The sequence below is a fragment of the Sphingomonas suaedae genome, assembly GCF_007833215.1.
Classification (GTDB): domain Bacteria; phylum Pseudomonadota; class Alphaproteobacteria; order Sphingomonadales; family Sphingomonadaceae; genus Sphingomonas; species Sphingomonas suaedae.
The window spans coordinates 2,412,999-2,428,620 of sequence record NZ_CP042239.1; the positions used below are offsets into that span (position 1 = coordinate 2,412,999).

The window sequence follows — 15,622 nt, forward strand, 5'->3', positions numbered from 1 at the left end:
CATTGCTGCTAGAGGAGCATTATCCTCGGGGGCTCCAAGCGAAGAAAGACTGAATGCCCGGATCGGAAATCATCTCAACCGAGCCCGCGACGGGGGCGGTATTGTGGCGCCAGAAGATCGGCGACGTCGATGCGGAGGTGGCCAAGGCGCGCGAAAGCTGGGCCGACTGGGCATCGCGCCCGCTCGCCTTCCGGATCGAGGCGCTGCGCCGCTTCGCCAATGTCGTGCGGCAGAAGAGCGACGCCTTTACCGACCTGATCGCGCGCGAGACCGGCAAGCCGCTGTGGGAAGCGCGGACCGAGGTCGAAACGGTGATCGCCAAGGTCGATATCTCGGTCACCGCCTTTTCCGAGCGCACCGGGCAGCGGCGGATCGACGCGCCGATGAACACGCGCCTCGCGCTGCGGCACAAGCCGCATGGCGTGCTGGCGGTGCTGGGGCCGTATAATTTCCCGGCGCATCTGCCCAACGGCCATATCGTCCCGGCGCTGCTGGCGGGCAATGCGGTGGTGTTCAAGCCATCGGAAAAGACCCCGGCGACCGGCGCGTTCCTGGTCGAGTGTTTCCATGCGGCCGGCGTGCCGGAGGGGTGCATCCGTCTGGTGATCGGCGGACCGGACGAGGGCAAGGCGCTGGCGGGGCATGACGGGATCGACGGGCTGTTGTTCACCGGATCGGCGCGGACCGGCATTGCGCTCAACCGCGCCTTTGCCTCCAAGCCCGAAAAGATCCTGGCGCTCGAGATGGGGGGCAACAACCCGATCGTCGTCTGGTCGACGCCCGACATCTATTCCGCCGCAGTTCTGGTGGTGCAGTCGGCCTTCACCACGGCGGGGCAGCGCTGCACGGCCGCGCGCCGCCTGATCGTCGACGAGACGCTGTTCGAACCGCTGGTGGGCGAGGTCAACAAGCTGATCGGCCGCCTGATCATCGGCGAGCCGCACGCCGATCCCGCGCCGTTCATGGGCCCGGTGATCGACAATGATACCGCCGATCTGCTGACCGAGAGTTTCCTCGAACTCTCCTTCCTTGGCGGCAAGCCGCTGCGGCATATGGAGCGGCCGATCGAGGGGCGGCCGTTCGTGACGCCGGCGATGATCGACATGACCGACGCCCGCGAAAAGCCCGATATCGAGCTGTTCGGCCCAATCCTGCAGGTGATCCGCGCCAAGACGTTCGAACAGGCGATCGCGGAGGCGAACGACACGCGCTATGGCCTGTCGGCGAGCCTGGTGAGCCAGGACCCCCAGCTCTACGACCAGTTCTGGGCAAATATCCGCGCCGGCATCGTCAACTGGAACAAGCCGACCAACGGCGCCAGTTCTGCCGCGCCGTTCGGCGGCATCGGCTGGTCGGGCAACCACCGCCCCAGCGCCTTCTACGCCGCCGACTATTGCGCTTACCCGGTGGTGTCGAGCGAGGCGGAGCAGGCGCGGGTATCGATCGGGATCGGGCTGCGCGACGGCTGAACCGCGACAGGCCGACCGGAAGAGAGAGGGGAAGGCCATGACCCACCGTCGCGCGATTCTGGCCGGAGCTGCGGGATTGGCCGCAACGCTGGGCGCATCGGGCCCGAGCGCTGCGACGGCGCGCTCGCCCTTTGTCCGCCGTAGCGGGACCCGATTCCTGCTCGACGGGAAGCCCTATCGCTTTGTCGGCGCAAACATCTGGTACGCCGCATGGCTCGGCGCGGAAGGGCCGTCGGGGAATCGCGCGCGACTGCTGCGCGAGCTGGACGCGCTGGCGGCGAACGGGGTCACCAATCTGCGCATCCTGGCAGGCGCGGAGGAAGGGCCGCTCAAGAACTCGATCCGGCCCGGCTTTCGTGGCAAGGCGTCGGACTGGAACCCCGCGCTGCTGGCGGGACTGGACTGGACGCTGGCCGAACTGGGCAAGCGCGGGATGAAGGCGGTGCTGTACCTGACCAATTTCTGGGAATGGTCGGGGGGCATGAGCAGCTATCTCTGGTACGAGACCGGCACCTATATCGATATGGGCGATCCGGCGCATCCCTGGCCCGCCTTCGCCAACGCCGCGTCGCGCTTCTATGGCAATGCCGGGGCGGTAAGGCGCTATCACGACTGGGTCCGCGCGATCGTCGGGCGGAGCAATTCGGTGACGGGCATCGCCTATCGCGACGACCCGGCGATCATGGCGTGGCAGCTGTGCAACGAGCCGCGCCCGGGCGGAGATGCGCGGGACGCCGCGCCCAAGCTGCCGGGCTTCTACGCCTGGATTCGCGACACGGCGCGGCTCATCAAGACGGTCGCCCCCAATCACCTCGTTTCGATGGGCAGCGAGGGGCTGAAGGGGACGGTCGAGAGCGCCGACATCTATCGCACCGCGCACGCGATTCCGGAAATCGACTATGCGACCGCGCATATCTGGCCGCTCAACTGGAGCTGGGTGGACGCGCGCGACCTGGCCGCGACGGCGGCGGCGGGCGAGGAAAAGGTGCGCGACTATCTCGCGCAGCACCGCGCGCTTGCCAGCCAGCTTCTCAAGCCGCTGGTGATCGAGGAATTCGGCTATCCGCGCGATGGCGGGGGCTATGACCCGGAGGCATCGACGCGGTTCCGCGACCGATATTACCGGCTGGTATTCGACGCCGTGGAGGACAGTATCCGCACTGGCGGGCCGGTTCAGGGCAGCAATTTCTGGGCGTGGAACGGCGCGGGGCGGGCGGCGCATGGCGACCATCGCTATCGCCATGGCGACCCGTTGCTCGGCGACCCGCCGCACGAGCCGCAGGGCTGGTACGGCGTCTATGACAGCGACGCTGCAACCCGCGCGCTGATCGCCGATCACGCCCGCGCGCTGGCGACGATCGGGGAGCCGATCGCGCGCTGAATGTTCCGCCGACCGATGCGGCGAAGCGCGGAACCGAATGGGGGCCGGCGGATTGAGCGGGCCGTGAAACCAATCTCATTCGCGTCGCCCGCCCAGTCCCGTGCCCAACGCCTCGCCCAGGAAGCCCGCAACTGCCTCGCCATCGCCGTCGGGCACACCGATACCGCGTTCACGGCCGACCTGATCGACGAGGCGATGCGGCTGACGTTGCGCGCCCGCGAACTTGCCAAGGCATAGATTCGCTAACCGTCGCCCAAGCAACCCTCGGTTGTGGCCTGCCCGCCCAGGTTCCATCTGCACTGCATGGCTTCCCTACTCGATCCCCAAGCGCGCGGTCGCGTGATTCTGGTCGGTGCCGGCCCCGGCGATCCGGGCCTGCTGACGGTTCGCGCGGTCGAGGCGCTCAGGAGTGCCGATGTGCTCGTCCATGACGGGCTGGTCGACCGCCGAGTGCTCGACCTCGCCCCGCAGGCGCACCGCATCAGCGTCGCCAAGAAGCGGTCAAAGCACAGCGTGCCGCAGGACGGCATCAACGCGCTGATCGTCGCGCATGTGAAGACCGGCGCGATCGTCGTGCGGCTGAAGGGCGGCGACCCGTTCATCTTCGGTCGCGGCGGCGAAGAGGTGGAGGCGGTGCGTGCCGCCGGGCTGCCGGTCGAGGTGATCCCGGGCGTGAGCTCGGCACTGGGCGCGGCGGCGGAGGCGATGCTGCCGCTGACGCATCGCGACTGGTCGAGCGCGGTCAGCTTCGTCGCGGGCCAGTGCAAGGGGCTGAAGGATCAGGACTGGTCGGGGCTGGCGGGCAAGGGCCGCACGCTGGTCATCTATATGGGCGTCGCGACCTGCCCCGATATCGCCGAGAAATTGATGGGCGACGGCGTCGCGCCGGACATGCCGGTCGCGGTGCTGGAGCGGGCGACGCTGCCGGGCAGCCGCGCGCTGCGCACGCTGCTCGCCGATCTTGGCCCGATGGTCGCGCGCGAGGCGGTGCAGAGCCCGGCGATCATCGTCGTCGGCGAAGTGGTCGCGCTGTCGGACGCGCAGGACAAGCTCGCCAACTGGGCGCGCAAGGCCGAACTGATGCTTGGAGACGAAGGGTGAAGCTGCTGACCGGAAACGATCTCGCCACCGGCGACGTCACCTGGTGGACCGGCAATGGCTGGTCGCGCCATGTCGAGGACGCAGTCGATGTCGGCGATCAGGGCGAGGCGATCGCCCATGCCGAGGAAGGCGCACGGCGGGTCAACGGCCCGTATGTGATCGATGCGACCGCGACACCCGAGGGGCCGCGGCCGGCGCATATCAAGGACCGCATCCGCGCGCTCGGGCCGACCGTGCGCCCGGACCTGACGCTGAAGCCCGCCGATCCGAATGCGGGGAGCTGGGTGATATGACCCCGATCCGGCGCCCCAGCGAACGCTGGGGCCTCCATCCTCAGGCAAATCGCGCGCGGCACGAGACCCCGGCTTTCGCTGGGGTGACGAGGTAAGCCATGTACAAATATGACGACTATGACCATTCGATCGTCGCATCGCGCGTCGAGGAGTTTCGCGATCAGGTGCAGCGCCGGCTGGCGGGGCAGATCACCGAGGACCAGTTCAAGCCGCTCAGGCTGATGAACGGGCTGTATCTTCAGCTGCACGCATACATGCTGCGCGTCGCGGTGCCCTATGGCACGCTGGACAGCCGCCAGATGCGGATGCTGGCGCATATCGCGCGCAAATATGACCGCGACTACGGCCATTTCACGACGCGCCAGAATATCCAGTATAACTGGATCAAGCTGGAGGACGCGCCCGACATCCTCGCCGAACTGGCGACGGTCGAAATGCACGCGATCCAGACCAGCGGCAACTGCATCCGCAACATCAGCAGCGACCAATGGGCGGGCGCGGCGGCGGACGAGGTGACCGATCCGCGCCCTTGGGCGGAGCTTCTGCGCCAGTGGAGCACCTTCCACCCCGAATTCAGCTATCTGCCGCGCAAGTTCAAGATTGCGGTGATCGCGGCGGACGCGGATCGCGCGGCGATGCGGCTGCACGATATCGGCATCCAGATCGTCGAGCGCGACGGCGTGCACGGCGCGGCGGTCTATGTCGGCGGTGGCATGGGGCGCACCCCGATGATCGCGCCGCTGATCAAGGATTTCGTGCCGCTCGAAGACCTGCTGAGCTATATCGAGGCGTGCCTGCGCGTGTACAATCGCTATGGCCGCCGCGACAATATGTACAAGGCGCGGATCAAGATCCTGGTCCATGAGATCGGCGCCGACAGCTATCGCGCGCAGGTCGAGGACGAGTTCGTCGCGGTCAAGAAGCTGGGGATCGACCCGCCCAAGGCGGAGTTCGACCGGATCGCGGCATATTTCGCCGATCCTGCATTCGAAACCGGCCTGAGCGACGATCTCGACCGCAGCGACCCCGATTTCGCGGTCTGGCTCGACCAGAATGTGGCTGCGCACAAGGCGCCCGGCTATGCGATCGTCAATATCAGCCTGAAGCCGACCGGTGGCATTCCCGGCGACGCATCGTCGGCGCAGATCGACGTGATGGCCGACCTGGCCGAGCGCTACAGTTTCGACGAACTGCGCGTGACCCATGCGCAGAACATCGTGCTGCCGCATGTCCGCAAGGCGGACCTCTATGCGGTGTGGCAGGCGCTGGTCGAAGCGCAGCTGGCCGACGCCAATCTCGACCTGATCAGCGACATCATCGCCTGCCCCGGCCTGGATTATTGCAGCCTCGCCAATGCGCGCTCGATCCCCGTCGCGCAGAAGATCGCGACGCGCTTTTCCGATCTGGGACGCCAGCGCGAACTGGGTGAATTGAAGCTCAAGATCAGCGGCTGCATCAACGCCTGCGGCCACCACCATGCCGGGCATATCGGGATCCTGGGCGTCGACCGTAAGGGCGTGGAGAATTACCAGCTGTCACTCGGCGGATCGGGCGCAGAGGATGTCTCGCTCGGCCAGATCACCGGGCCGGGGTTCAGCGAGGACGGCATCGTCGACGCGGTCGAACGCGCCACCGACGTCTATCTGCGCGAACGCGCCGAGGGCGAGCGCTTCCTCGACACCTATCGCCGCATCGGCATGGCGCCGTTCAAGGAGGCGATCTATGGTTGAGCTGCGCTATCGCGACGACGCGCCGCATGACGAGCCGGCGGTGACGCTCGACGCGTTTCTCGATCAGTCGAACGCGACCGCCGTGCGGCTGGAATCGGGTGAGGATGCGCGCGCGCTCCTGCCCTATCTGGACCGGTTGTCGCTGGTCGAGGTGAGCTTTCCCAAATTCCGCGACGGGCGCGGCTATTCGTCGGCGCGCATCCTGCGCGAAGCCGGCTATACGGGCGAACTGCGCGCACAGGGCGACGTGCTGGTCGACCAGATTCCGCTGATGCGCCGCTGCGGCTTCGACAGTTTCGCGCCCGAAGCGCCGGTGGACGAAGCGGTGCTGGCCGCGAGCCTCGCGCGCTACGACGCCGTCTATCAGATCGCGGCGGACGGGCAGGTGCCGGTCTGGAAACGGCGGCATGGCTGAAGCGAGCGCACGCCGGATCGATCGGATCGATGTCGCGCCACGCTTTGGCGAGCGCGACGCGATTCGGCTGAACAACCTGTTCCGCGGCGTGCCGACGGAGGAGATGCTGCGCACGGTCCTAGCCGAGTCGATGGTCGGCGACGTCGCCCTGGTCTCGTCGTTCGGCGCGGAGAGCGCGGCATTGCTGCACCTCGTCGCGTCGATCGACCCCACGGTGCCGGTCCTGTTCCTCGATACCGGCAAGCATTTTCCCGAGACGCTCGCCTATCGCGACACGGTGGCGGAGCGGCTGGGGCTGCGCGACCTGCGCATCCTGACGCCCGATGCCGACGTGCTGGCGAAGAAGGACGAGAGCGGCTTGCGTTGGTCCTATGACCCCGACGGCTGCTGCGAGATTCGCAAGGTGCTCCCGCTCGACGCCGCGATGGCCGGGTTCGACGCCAGCATCACCGGGCGCAAGGCGTTCCAGGCGAGCACGCGCAACGCGCTTCCCCGGTTCGAGGTGGATGCCGCCGGCAAGCTTAAGGTGAATCCGCTGGCCGACTGGACCAAGGACGATATCGAAGCCTGGTTCGTGCGCCACGACCTGCCCCGCCATCCACTGGTCGAGCAGGGCTATCTGTCGATCGGCTGCGCGCCGTGCACCAGCAAGGTAAAGCCGGGCGAGGACCCCCGCTCGGGCCGCTGGGCCGGGTGGGACAAGACCGAATGCGGCATCCATACGCCGGTGAATGACGGCGACCCGGACCTGCCGGTGTTCTGAGCTTCTCCAAGCCCCTCCCCTTCTGGGGAGGGGTTGGGGTGGGGCGTCTCAGTCTCACCGAGACCGTTCGCCCGGAGGATAGGCCCCACCCCCAACCCCTCCCCTGAAGGGGAGGGGCTTAGCTTGGCTTACTCGTACGGCTCGACCACCATGTCGCCGGCATAGTCGCTGAAGCGGGTATAACTCGGTTCGAACTTGAGCAGCGTCTTGCCGGTCGCGCCGTGGCGTTGCTTGGCGATGATCAGTTCGGCGAGGCCATAGACGCGCTCCATGTCGAGCGCCCATTTGGCGTGATCCTCGAACGTCTTGGGGTCGTCGCCCTCGCGCGGGCGCTTGGGCTCGCGCGCGGCGACGTAATAATCCTCGCGGAACACGAACCAGACCATGTCGGCGTCCTGCTCGATCGAGCCCGATTCGCGCAGGTCCGACAGCATCGGGCGCTTGTCCTCGCGGCTTTCGACGGCACGGCTGAGCTGCGAGAGCGCGATGACGGGAACGTTGATGTCTTTGGCCAGCGTCTTGAGACCGCGGCTGATCTCCGAGATTTCCTGCACGCGGTTGCCGTCGCGGTTGTTGCCGCTGCCCTGGAGCAGCTGGAGATAGTCGACGATGACGAGGCCGAGCTCGCCGTCATGCTTGGACTGGAGGCGGCGCACGCGGCTGTGCAGCGCGCTGATCGTCAGGCCGGCGGTATCGTCGATATAGAGCGGGAGCTGTTCGAGGTCGGCGGCGGCCTGCGCCAGCTGGGCGAACTCCGCCTTGCTGATATTGCCCATGCGCAGCGCTTCGGACGGGATCTTCGACGATTCGGACAGGATGCGCAGCGCCAGCTGGTCTGCCGACATTTCGAGGCTGAAGAACGCGACCTTGGCGCCGATCGATTCCTTGGGGCTGATCCCCAGGCGGACATCGTCCATCATGCGGCGCGCGGCGTTGTAGGCGATGTTGGTGGCGAGCGAGGTCTTGCCCATGCCGGGACGCCCGGCGAGGATGATGAGATCGCTGTGGTGCAGGCCGCCGATCCGGCTGTTGACCGAATCGAAGCCGGTGGTGACGCCCGCGACGCCGCCGCCCGCGCTCTGCGCACGCTTGGCGTTTTCGAGCGCGATCTTGGTCGCTTCGTTGAACGATTTGACGTTGTTGGCGGTGCCGCCATCCGCCGCGACCTTGAACAACGCCTCTTCGGCGCGGTCGATCTGTTCGCGCGGGTTGACGTCCTCGCTGGTGTCGAGCGCCTTTTCGACCATGTCGCGACCGACCACGACCAGTTCGCGGAGCAGCGCGAGATCGTAGATCTGCCGGGCGAACTGCCGCGCGCCGATCAGGCCCGCACCCGATCCGGTGAGCTGCGCGAGATAGGCGGGCCCGCCGAGCTGGGCCATCCCCTCATCCTTTTCGAACAGCGGCTTCAGCGTCACCGGGGTCGCCAGCATGTCCTGCTTGCGCAGTGTCTTAATCGCGCGGAAGATTCGGCCGTGCACCGGCTCGAAGAAATGCTGGTCCTGGATCACCTCGACAATGTCGTCCGCCAGGCGGTTGTCGATCATCATCGCGCCGAGCAGCGCGGCCTCCGCCTCCACATTCTGGGGCAGGCGCGGGGCGGCATCCGCCGATGCGGCGGGCAGGGTTGCGATCGTGGCCATGCCCCCCTTTCCCACCCCGCGCGGCGCATCTCAACTGTGGATTACCTTCAATTCTGTGGACGAGGGGGCGACCTGCCCACTAGATGCGGCGCATGGCCGATCCCCGGATCATCGACGTCACGCTGGACGAGCGCACCATCTTGTGGCGTTCGGCGGATATCGAGCAGGAGCGGCGAATCGCGATCTTCGACCTGATCGAGGAGAACAGCTTCGCGCCGCAGCGCGCCTATCCCGACGGCTATGCCGGGCCGTATCGCGTGCACCTGACGGTGCAGGAAGGGCGGCTGGGGATCGAGATCAAGCGCGAGGATGATAGCGCGCTCGAAACGCTGATCCTTGGCCTCGCCGCATTCCGGCGGCCGATCCGCGACTATTTCGCGATCTGCGACAGCTATTTCCAGGCGATCCGCAGCGCGACCCCGGCGCAGATCGAGACGATCGACATGGCGCGGCGCGGCATCCATGACGATGCGGCGCGCGTGCTGATGGAGCGGCTGGAGGGGAAGATCGCGATCGATCACCCCACCGCGCGACGGCTGTTCACGCTAATCTGCGTGCTGCACATAAAGGCATGAAATGGGTGCGGATCTGGGCGGGGATCCTCCTTGCGCTGGCGCTGGTCGGCGTGTGCGGGTGGATGTTCGCCATCGCCTGGGCCCCGCCGCGCGCCGACTATGCCATCCAGGGCATCGACGTATCGGACGAGGACGGCGCGGTCGACTGGTTCACGGTCAAGGCGGGCGATGTCGGCTTTGCCTATGCGCGCGCGACGATCGGCGCCGATGTGCGCGATGCGCTGTTCGCGGACAATTGGGCCGGGATTTACGAGGCCGGGCTGCGGCGCGGGGCGATCCATGGTTTCTCGCTGTGCCAACTGGCGCGGGATCAGGCGGGCGCGTTCGTCGCGACAGTACCGCGCGATCCCGACGCATTGCCCGCCGCGATCGACCTGTCGTTTCGCGACGACTGCCCCGCACGCCCCGAGCGCGACGTGGTGCTGGGCGAAATCCGGACGCTCGCCGCGATCCTGGAAACGCACAGCGGCAAGCCGGTGGTGCTACGAATCGACCCCGAGTTCGAGGCGCAGTATCGGATCAGCGGCGCGATCCCGCGCCCGCTGTGGAGCACGGGCCTGTTCTTTCCGCCGACCTATCTCGCCCGGCCCTGGCGGATGTGGCAGGCCAGTACGATCCGCCGAATCGAAGGGGTGGATCGCCCCGTCAACTGGAATGTCGTCGCACCATGAGTGAAGCCGAAGCCCTCCGCCTGATCGCCGCCGCGCGGGAGGCTGCGCGCCATGCCCATGCGCCCTATTCCAACTTCGCCGTAGGCGCGGCGCTGCTGATGACCGACGGGAGCATCGTCACCGGCTGCAATTTCGAGAATGCGAGCTATGGCCTGTCGCTATGCGCCGAGACGGTGGCGACGGCAAAGGCAAGTTCGGAAGGCCGGCTGCGCGAGGTGGTCGCCGTCGGGATTATCGGCGGGATGATGCAGGACGGCGTGGCGCACGGCGGCGACCCGATCCGGCCGTGCGGGCGATGCCGCCAGGTGCTCAACGAAGCGGCGCAGATGGGTGGGCGCGACCTGGCGGTGTACTGCGCCGGGGCGGAGGGCGATGCGTATGAGACGCATCGGCTGAGCGAGCTGTTGCCGCACGCCTTCGGGCCGGGGGATCTGGGGATCGAGTAGACCCCGCCGCCCGTTTGTGCTGAGCCTGTCGAAGCACCTTCACGCGCGCCTCGAACGACAGCCTTCCGCCCTTCGACAGGCTCAGGGCAAATGGATGTGATGTGCGGCTCGATCCGTAATCTTCATCGCTTCGCGTATTCGTGCGACTCAATCGTTCCGTCGGCCGGAAATCCGCATTAGAGGCTGAGCTATGAGCATTCTTTCCGACATCTGGATTCGCGATCAGGCCCTCAACCACGGCATGATCGAGCCGTTTGTCGAGGCGCAGCGGCGGGAGGGGTGTATCTCGTACGGCCTGTCGTCGTACGGCTATGACGCGCGGGTGGCGGACGAGTTCAAGATCTTCACCAATATCGACAGCGCAGTGGTGGACCCGAAGGACTTCTCGTCCACGAGTTTTGTCGATCGCCAGACCGATTGCTGCATCATCCCGCCGAACAGCTTCGCGCTGGCGCGCACGGTGGAGTATTTTCGTGTGCCGCGTGATGTGCTGGTCATCTGCCTTGGCAAGTCGACCTATGCGCGGTGCGGAATCATCGTCAACGTGACGCCGCTCGAGCCCGAATGGGAGGGGCATGTCACGCTGGAGTTTTCGAACACCACCCCCCTGCCCGCGAAAATCTATGCGAATGAAGGCGCGTGCCAGTTCCTGTTCTTGCACGGCAACGAGCCGTGCGAGACGAGCTACGCCGATCGCGCGGGCAAATATATGGGGCAGCGCGGGGTCACGCTGCCGCGGTTATAAGGTCCGATCTGCCCTCCGCCGCGAATGGGGGTTGAGGGGGAGGGGCCCCATATTCTGGAGCGTGAGCGGGCCCAACTGAACGCCTCCCCGGCGTAGGCCGGGCTCCAGTTCCGAGCGGTTGCGGGAGCGGGATGCCGCCTCATAATCGTCGATACTGGACCCCGGCCTGCGCCGGGGAACAGGGCGATGAAAATTCAGCCGCAAAGCGGTTTAGCGGACCGCCATCCGCGCCGCGTCGAGCTGGCGCAGGCCGCGCTTCGCGACCAGGTGCGATCCGGCGACGGCGCCGTCGCTGACGTCCATCGCAACCGATTTCTGATTCAGAACCTGCTGATACAGCGCCCGCGCCTCGGTCGCGCGGCCGGTGCGTGCATAGACGGCGGCGAGGTTGAGCAGCAGCTCTGGCCGGTCGCGATAGATTTTGCGCTCGGCGAGCAGCGCGCGTTCGGCGCTGTCATAATCGCCTGCCGCGATCGCCAAATGCGCTGCCGGCTGTTCGACGGTTTCGGCCTGCACCGCGGGCACCAGCGCCAGCGGCACAGCGAGGACAATTGAAGCGAGAATCTTACGCATTGCATCCATCTCCATTTATTACAGTTCAGTGACATATACGTGTCACTAATATGTCATATGGACAAGTGCGAATGCTGCAATCCGCTGCGCAATCGTCTGCGCCAGGCACAAAAAAGGGGCGGCCCGAAAGCCGCCCCCATTCGATCCGGGTCCCAAGACCCGATCAGAAGTCGTTGCGATACTGCTCGTTGCCGACGAAGCCGAGCTTCGTGACCGAGGACCGCTTGATGACCGCCAGCACCTCGTCCACACGCTCGTAGCGGGCGTCCGGATTGGGCTGGAAGTGCAGTTCCGGCTCGGGCGAGATCTGGACGCTCTGGTCCAGATACTGACGCAGCGTCACAAGGTCGATCTCGCTGCCGTTCCAATAGACGCGGCCATCGGGCTCGATCGTGATCTTGTTCTTCTGCGGCTCGATCGGAGGCGGATTCGGTTGGCCGATGTTCTGCGGCAGATCCACCTTCACCGCGTGGGTCTGGGCAGGAATGGTCACGATCAGCATGATGAGGAGAACGAGCATGACGTCGATCAGCGGCGTCGTGTTCATCTCCATCATCGGCTGGCCGTCTTCTTGGCCGGCGCTCATTGCCATGGCGTCTTACTCCTGAACTTCTGACTTATTGCGGGGCGACCGACGGCTGCGAAATGAAGCCGACCTTCACGAAGCCTGCATTCTGCATCGTGTAGATCACGCCGCCGATGCACTTGTACGGCGTGTTGATGTCGCCGCGGATATGCACTTCGGGAATGTCGTCGGGCTTGATGTTGTCGCCCAGCCGATCGACCACCGCCTTCAGCGTATCGCTCGCGCGATCCAGCAGTTCGGTGCTGGTGATCGGGCTCATCTGCCAGAATACCTGACACGTCCCGTTCTCATCGGCGCGAACCGCGAGCAGCACATTCTCCGGCTTGGTAACGGTCGGTTCGAACTGCACCTTGGGCAGTTCCAGCTCGACCGACTGAATCGCCACCGGAATCGCGATCAGAAAGATGATGAGGAGAACCAACATGACGTCCACCAGGGGCGTCGTGTTGATGTCCGACATCGGTTTTTCTTCGGCGCCACCGCCGCCTACACTCATCGCCATTGGCGCAATCCTATCTTTCGCATCCTGTCCCCGGACCCATCCGGTCCGGCGGGTGACCGTGCGGCGCGACGCGCCGCCACCGCACGGCCCTCAGTCGAACCTTCAGGCCTTGGCAGTGGTCGCGACCGGCGGCGCCTTCGGCGCGGGCTTGGCGCCCTTGACGGCGGGACGGACGCGGCCGTCCGACGCCAGATAGCCGAGCACGTCGTTCGAGAAGCCGCTGAGGTCTTCGGCGATCGACTTGTTGCGGCGCTGGAGCCAGTTGTAGGCGAGCACTGCGGGAACCGCGACGACGAGGCCGAGCGCGGTCATGATCAGCGCTTCACCGACCGGGCCGGCAACGGTGCCGATCGACGCGTCGCCCGCCGCACCGATCTTGATCAGCGCGCGGAAGATGCCGACGACGGTACCGAACAGACCGATGAACGGAGCCGTCGAACCGACGGTTGCGAGAAAAGCGAGACCGCTACCCAGCTGCGAGTTGATCGAGTCCTGCGAGCGCTGGAGCGAGCCGTGCAGCCAGTCATGCGCTTCGATCGGATCGGTCAGTTCCTTATACTGGTCCTGCGCCAGCAGCGCGTCGTCGACGATCTGGCGATAGGCCGAGTTCTTCTCGAGCTTCGCCGCGCCTTCGCGCAGGCTGCCCGACTGCCAGAACACGTTGCGCACGCGCTTATACTGGTTGAGCACCTTCTGCTGCTCGAACACCTTGGTGAACAGGATGTAGAGCGAGAAGAAGAGCATGCCGGTCAGGATGATGGCGGTGCTCCAGGCGATCACGCCGCCTTCGTTCATCGCATGGAGGATGTCGAAGTTCGCGGGAGACGCGGCCGGGGCAGCGGCACCGGCGGCGAGGATGGTGGTGAGCATGTGCGGTTTCTTTCCCTTGAGATAAAGCGGATGTTGTTCAGGTCACCGGGTGGGCGCGCCTGGCGCGCCCGAACCCGTCAGTCTTCGAGCTGCCAGCGGAAGCGCAGCGACTTGGTGCTGGCGATCGGGTTGCCGGCTGCGTCCTTCGCTGGGGCATAGCGACCGCGACGGGTCACCAGGCTGCACGTCGCATTGTCGAGCGCGGACGATCCCGAGCCTGACGTGACGCGACACCCTTCGATCCGACCCTGGGTGTTGATCGTGAAGGTGATGCCAACCGATCCTTCGTCCCCTGCGCGGCGCGCGGCGGGCGGATAATCGTCGGGCGTGACCCACGAACCCGGGTTGCCGCGTGCTGCCGCTGCCTGGCTGATGACAGGCGGGGGCGGCGGGGGCGGCGGCGCGGGCGGAGCCGGCGGCGCGGGCGGCGTCGGCGGCTGGCGGGGCGGGATCACGTCGGACAGGCTGATCGGCGGCGGGGGCGCCGGGACCTGAACGATCGGCTTCTGCACAACCACAGTGGTGGGCGGCGGCGGAACCGGCGTGTCGGGCGGCGGCGGCGGCGGTGGAACTTCCTCGGGCGGAGGCGGAGGCTCGAGAACCTCGAAGACTTCCATCTCTTCCGCGGCTTCCTTGACAAATTTGTAGGCGAGCCCGGTTACAAATGCGTAACCGAGAATGGCGAGGATGACCGAGACGACAACGATCGCCACGATCCGACTGCCTCCTACATCACGATCTGCGTAGGCCATTCAGCAACTAAACTCCTTCGTTCGCCGCGCCGTTGCCCGGCACCTTGGCATCTTTATCGGCGTGGCTCGACCTGTCGGAAGCACGCGCTTCCGGTCCAAGTGCGGCGCGAGTCCTATCGCGGCGATTTGCGTGACGCAAACGCTTTGTCGGACGCAATAAACGTATAATCGGCGCGTGGCAGAAATATTTCTGTATGCCGATGGGACAATCCGATAGGCTGTGCGCCATGTTTCGGACCCGTATTGTTTTGCTTTCCGCCGCATTCTGTGCGGCTTCGCCTCATATGTTAACGCCGGTGGCGGCCCAGCGGATTGCCGAATCCGGCGTCGTGGTGCCGCGCTATGCGGAGGTCGCCGACCTGGTGCTCGGTTCGCCGGTCGTGGTCGACGGACAGATTCGCAGCGCGGCGCGAATCAAGGGCGCGGAGGCGGCGGACGTCGCGCCGGGGCATGTCCGCTATTATGTCGAGGCGGACGTGCTGGCGCTGATTCGCGCCGGTTCGCCGATGCCCGCACGGATCGGCTATGTCGTCGATGTGCCACTAGACGCGCGCGGACGGGCACCCCGGCTCAACAAGCGGCGCGTGCTCGCCTTTGCCCGCCCCGTCGCGGGACGGCCGACAATGGTGCAGCTCACCACCCTCGATTCGCAGCGCGACTGGTCCGCGGAGCTGGACGCGATGGTTCGCCGTATCGTGCGCGAGGTGGTGGCGCCCGACGCGCCTCCGGCGGTCACCGGCCTCGGCAATGCCTTTCACGTTCCCGGCACATTGCCGGGCGAGGGGGAGACGCAGATCTTCGTCCAGACCGCGACCGGCGACCCGATTTCGCTGTCGATCCTGCGACGGCCGGGACAGGACCGGCGCTGGTCGGTCTCGCTGGGCGAGATCGTCGATGAGGGCGCAGGCCCGCCGCCGCGCGACACCTTGCTGTGGTACCGGCTCGCCTGCGGCCTGCCGCGCACCCTGCCTGCCGAGAGCCTGTCAGCCGAGGATCCGGAGAATGCCCGCGTTGCGCGGGAGGATTACCGCTTCGTGCTCGACCAGCTGGGCAACTGCCGGGGTTAGGGCGTTCGTATTGCGACCGTCGGGCGTTTTATCTGACTCG

19 protein-coding genes are annotated in these 15,622 nt (G+C 66.2%); 13 read left to right on the plus strand and 6 right to left on the minus strand.

Annotation, left to right across the window (positions count from 1 at the left end; all coding sequences use genetic code 11):
* Positions 1–53 precede the first annotated feature (53 nt).
* The 8 genes from astD (at position 54) to FPZ54_RS11540 (ending at position 7,152) form a co-directional block, all read left to right on the plus strand.
* Positions 54–1,469 (plus strand): succinylglutamate-semialdehyde dehydrogenase, encoded by a 1,416-nt coding sequence (gene astD, locus FPZ54_RS11510; protein ID WP_145847356.1) that lies wholly within the window; start codon positions 54–56, stop codon positions 1,467–1,469.
* 37 nt (positions 1,470–1,506) lie between these two features.
* Positions 1,507–2,850, plus strand: coding sequence for a glycoside hydrolase 5 family protein (locus FPZ54_RS11515; protein ID WP_145847358.1), 1,344 nt, complete (start codon positions 1,507–1,509; stop codon positions 2,848–2,850).
* Positions 2,851–2,913: 63 nt separating this feature from the next.
* A complete protein-coding gene (locus FPZ54_RS19865) occupies positions 2,914–3,087 on the plus strand; it encodes a hypothetical protein (protein WP_186456744.1) in 174 nt (57 codons plus the stop codon).
* Between the two features lie 66 nt (positions 3,088–3,153).
* Positions 3,154–3,951, plus strand: a complete 798-nt coding sequence (cobA, locus tag FPZ54_RS11520) for a uroporphyrinogen-III C-methyltransferase (protein ID WP_145847360.1) — start codon at positions 3,154–3,156, stop codon at positions 3,949–3,951.
* Positions 3,948–4,244 carry a DUF2849 domain-containing protein gene (locus FPZ54_RS11525; RefSeq protein WP_145847363.1) on the plus strand — a complete coding sequence of 99 codons (297 nt, stop codon included), beginning with the start codon at positions 3,948–3,950 and terminating at the stop codon, positions 4,242–4,244. Before cobA ends, FPZ54_RS11525 begins: the two co-directional genes overlap by 4 nt.
* 98 nt (positions 4,245–4,342) lie before the next feature.
* Positions 4,343–5,974, plus strand: a complete 1,632-nt coding sequence (locus FPZ54_RS11530; RefSeq protein WP_145847365.1) for a nitrite/sulfite reductase — start codon at positions 4,343–4,345, stop codon at positions 5,972–5,974.
* Positions 5,967–6,389, plus strand: coding sequence for a DUF934 domain-containing protein (locus FPZ54_RS11535; protein ID WP_145847367.1), 423 nt, complete (start codon positions 5,967–5,969; stop codon positions 6,387–6,389). Before FPZ54_RS11530 ends, FPZ54_RS11535 begins: the two co-directional genes overlap by 8 nt.
* On the plus strand, positions 6,382–7,152 hold the full coding sequence (locus FPZ54_RS11540; RefSeq protein WP_145847368.1) for a phosphoadenylyl-sulfate reductase: 771 nt from the start codon (positions 6,382–6,384) through the stop codon (positions 7,150–7,152). The genes FPZ54_RS11535 and FPZ54_RS11540 overlap by 8 nt, the downstream gene beginning before the upstream one ends.
* Positions 7,153–7,280: 128 nt before the next feature.
* Here the strand turns inward: FPZ54_RS11540 and FPZ54_RS11545 are convergent, their stop codons facing one another.
* The gene (locus tag FPZ54_RS11545) at positions 7,281–8,795 is read right to left on the minus strand and encodes a replicative DNA helicase (RefSeq protein ID WP_145847370.1); all 1,515 of its coding nucleotides are present in this window, start codon (positions 8,793–8,795) and stop codon (positions 7,281–7,283) included.
* Positions 8,796–8,887: 92 nt separating this feature from the next.
* Here FPZ54_RS11545 and FPZ54_RS11550 point away from each other — a divergent pair, with 92 nt between their 5' ends.
* From FPZ54_RS11550 to dcd, 4 genes are all read left to right on the plus strand, one after another.
* Positions 8,888–9,370 (plus strand): UPF0262 family protein, encoded by a 483-nt coding sequence (locus FPZ54_RS11550; protein ID WP_145847372.1) that lies wholly within the window; start codon positions 8,888–8,890, stop codon positions 9,368–9,370.
* Positions 9,367–10,041, plus strand: a complete 675-nt coding sequence (locus FPZ54_RS20050; RefSeq protein ID WP_145847374.1) for a GH25 family lysozyme — start codon at positions 9,367–9,369, stop codon at positions 10,039–10,041. The genes FPZ54_RS11550 and FPZ54_RS20050 overlap by 4 nt, the downstream gene beginning before the upstream one ends.
* Positions 10,038–10,487, plus strand: a complete 450-nt coding sequence (locus FPZ54_RS20055; RefSeq protein ID WP_145847376.1) for a cytidine deaminase — start codon at positions 10,038–10,040, stop codon at positions 10,485–10,487. The genes FPZ54_RS20050 and FPZ54_RS20055 overlap by 4 nt, the downstream gene beginning before the upstream one ends.
* A gap of 190 nt (positions 10,488–10,677) precedes the next feature.
* On the plus strand, positions 10,678–11,232 hold the full coding sequence (dcd, locus tag FPZ54_RS11565) for a dCTP deaminase (protein WP_145847378.1): 555 nt from the start codon (positions 10,678–10,680) through the stop codon (positions 11,230–11,232).
* A gap of 210 nt (positions 11,233–11,442) precedes the next feature.
* On the opposite strand, the gene FPZ54_RS11570 is transcribed toward dcd, so the two are convergent.
* The 5 genes from FPZ54_RS11570 to FPZ54_RS11590 form a co-directional block, all read right to left on the minus strand.
* A complete protein-coding gene (locus FPZ54_RS11570; protein ID WP_145847380.1) occupies positions 11,443–11,805 on the minus strand; it encodes a tetratricopeptide repeat protein in 363 nt (120 codons plus the stop codon).
* A 163-nt stretch (positions 11,806–11,968) separates the two neighbouring features.
* Positions 11,969–12,397 (minus strand): ExbD/TolR family protein, encoded by a 429-nt coding sequence (locus FPZ54_RS11575; RefSeq protein ID WP_145847382.1) that lies wholly within the window; start codon positions 12,395–12,397, stop codon positions 11,969–11,971.
* A 25-nt stretch (positions 12,398–12,422) separates the two neighbouring features.
* Positions 12,423–12,893, minus strand: a complete 471-nt coding sequence (locus FPZ54_RS11580; protein WP_145847384.1) for an ExbD/TolR family protein — start codon at positions 12,891–12,893, stop codon at positions 12,423–12,425.
* Between the two features lie 102 nt (positions 12,894–12,995).
* A complete protein-coding gene (locus FPZ54_RS11585) occupies positions 12,996–13,763 on the minus strand; it encodes a MotA/TolQ/ExbB proton channel family protein (RefSeq protein ID WP_145847386.1) in 768 nt (255 codons plus the stop codon).
* 77 nt (positions 13,764–13,840) lie between these two features.
* Positions 13,841–14,476, minus strand: coding sequence for an energy transducer TonB (locus tag FPZ54_RS11590; protein ID WP_479685469.1), 636 nt, complete (start codon positions 14,474–14,476; stop codon positions 13,841–13,843).
* Positions 14,477–14,799: 323 nt separating this feature from the next.
* On the opposite strand from FPZ54_RS11590, the gene FPZ54_RS11595 reads away from it, so the two are divergent.
* Positions 14,800–15,582, plus strand: coding sequence for a hypothetical protein (locus FPZ54_RS11595; protein ID WP_239019552.1), 783 nt, complete (start codon positions 14,800–14,802; stop codon positions 15,580–15,582).
* Positions 15,583–15,622 lie beyond the last annotated feature (40 nt).

Bases quoted from the DNA above. Each gene is read 5' to 3' on its own strand.
- FPZ54_RS11515 (WP_145847358.1), top strand. From the start codon at position 1,507: ATGACCCACCGTCGCGCGATTCTGGCCGGAGCTGCGGGATTGGCCGCA.
- FPZ54_RS11585 (WP_145847386.1), bottom strand. From the start codon at position 13,763: ATGCTCACCACCATCCTCGCCGCCGGTGCCGCTGCCCCGGCCGCGTCT.
- FPZ54_RS11575 (WP_145847382.1), bottom strand. From the start codon at position 12,397: ATGGCAATGAGCGCCGGCCAAGAAGACGGCCAGCCGATGATGGAGATG.
- FPZ54_RS11535 (WP_145847367.1), top strand. From the start codon at position 5,967: ATGGTTGAGCTGCGCTATCGCGACGACGCGCCGCATGACGAGCCGGCG.
- FPZ54_RS11580 (WP_145847384.1), bottom strand. From the start codon at position 12,893: ATGGCGATGAGTGTAGGCGGCGGTGGCGCCGAAGAAAAACCGATGTCG.
- FPZ54_RS11545 (WP_145847370.1), bottom strand. From the start codon at position 8,795: ATGGCCACGATCGCAACCCTGCCCGCCGCATCGGCGGATGCCGCCCCG.
- cobA (WP_145847360.1), top strand. From the start codon at position 3,154: ATGGCTTCCCTACTCGATCCCCAAGCGCGCGGTCGCGTGATTCTGGTC.
- FPZ54_RS11540 (WP_145847368.1), top strand. From the start codon at position 6,382: ATGGCTGAAGCGAGCGCACGCCGGATCGATCGGATCGATGTCGCGCCA.
- astD (WP_145847356.1), top strand. From the start codon at position 54: ATGCCCGGATCGGAAATCATCTCAACCGAGCCCGCGACGGGGGCGGTA.
- FPZ54_RS11530 (WP_145847365.1), top strand. From the start codon at position 4,343: ATGTACAAATATGACGACTATGACCATTCGATCGTCGCATCGCGCGTC.
- FPZ54_RS11595 (WP_239019552.1), top strand. From the start codon at position 14,800: ATGTTAACGCCGGTGGCGGCCCAGCGGATTGCCGAATCCGGCGTCGTG.
- FPZ54_RS11550 (WP_145847372.1), top strand. From the start codon at position 8,888: ATGGCCGATCCCCGGATCATCGACGTCACGCTGGACGAGCGCACCATC.
- FPZ54_RS11570 (WP_145847380.1), bottom strand. From the start codon at position 11,805: ATGCGTAAGATTCTCGCTTCAATTGTCCTCGCTGTGCCGCTGGCGCTG.
- FPZ54_RS20050 (WP_145847374.1), top strand. From the start codon at position 9,367: ATGAAATGGGTGCGGATCTGGGCGGGGATCCTCCTTGCGCTGGCGCTG.
- dcd (WP_145847378.1), top strand. From the start codon at position 10,678: ATGAGCATTCTTTCCGACATCTGGATTCGCGATCAGGCCCTCAACCAC.
- FPZ54_RS20055 (WP_145847376.1), top strand. From the start codon at position 10,038: ATGAGTGAAGCCGAAGCCCTCCGCCTGATCGCCGCCGCGCGGGAGGCT.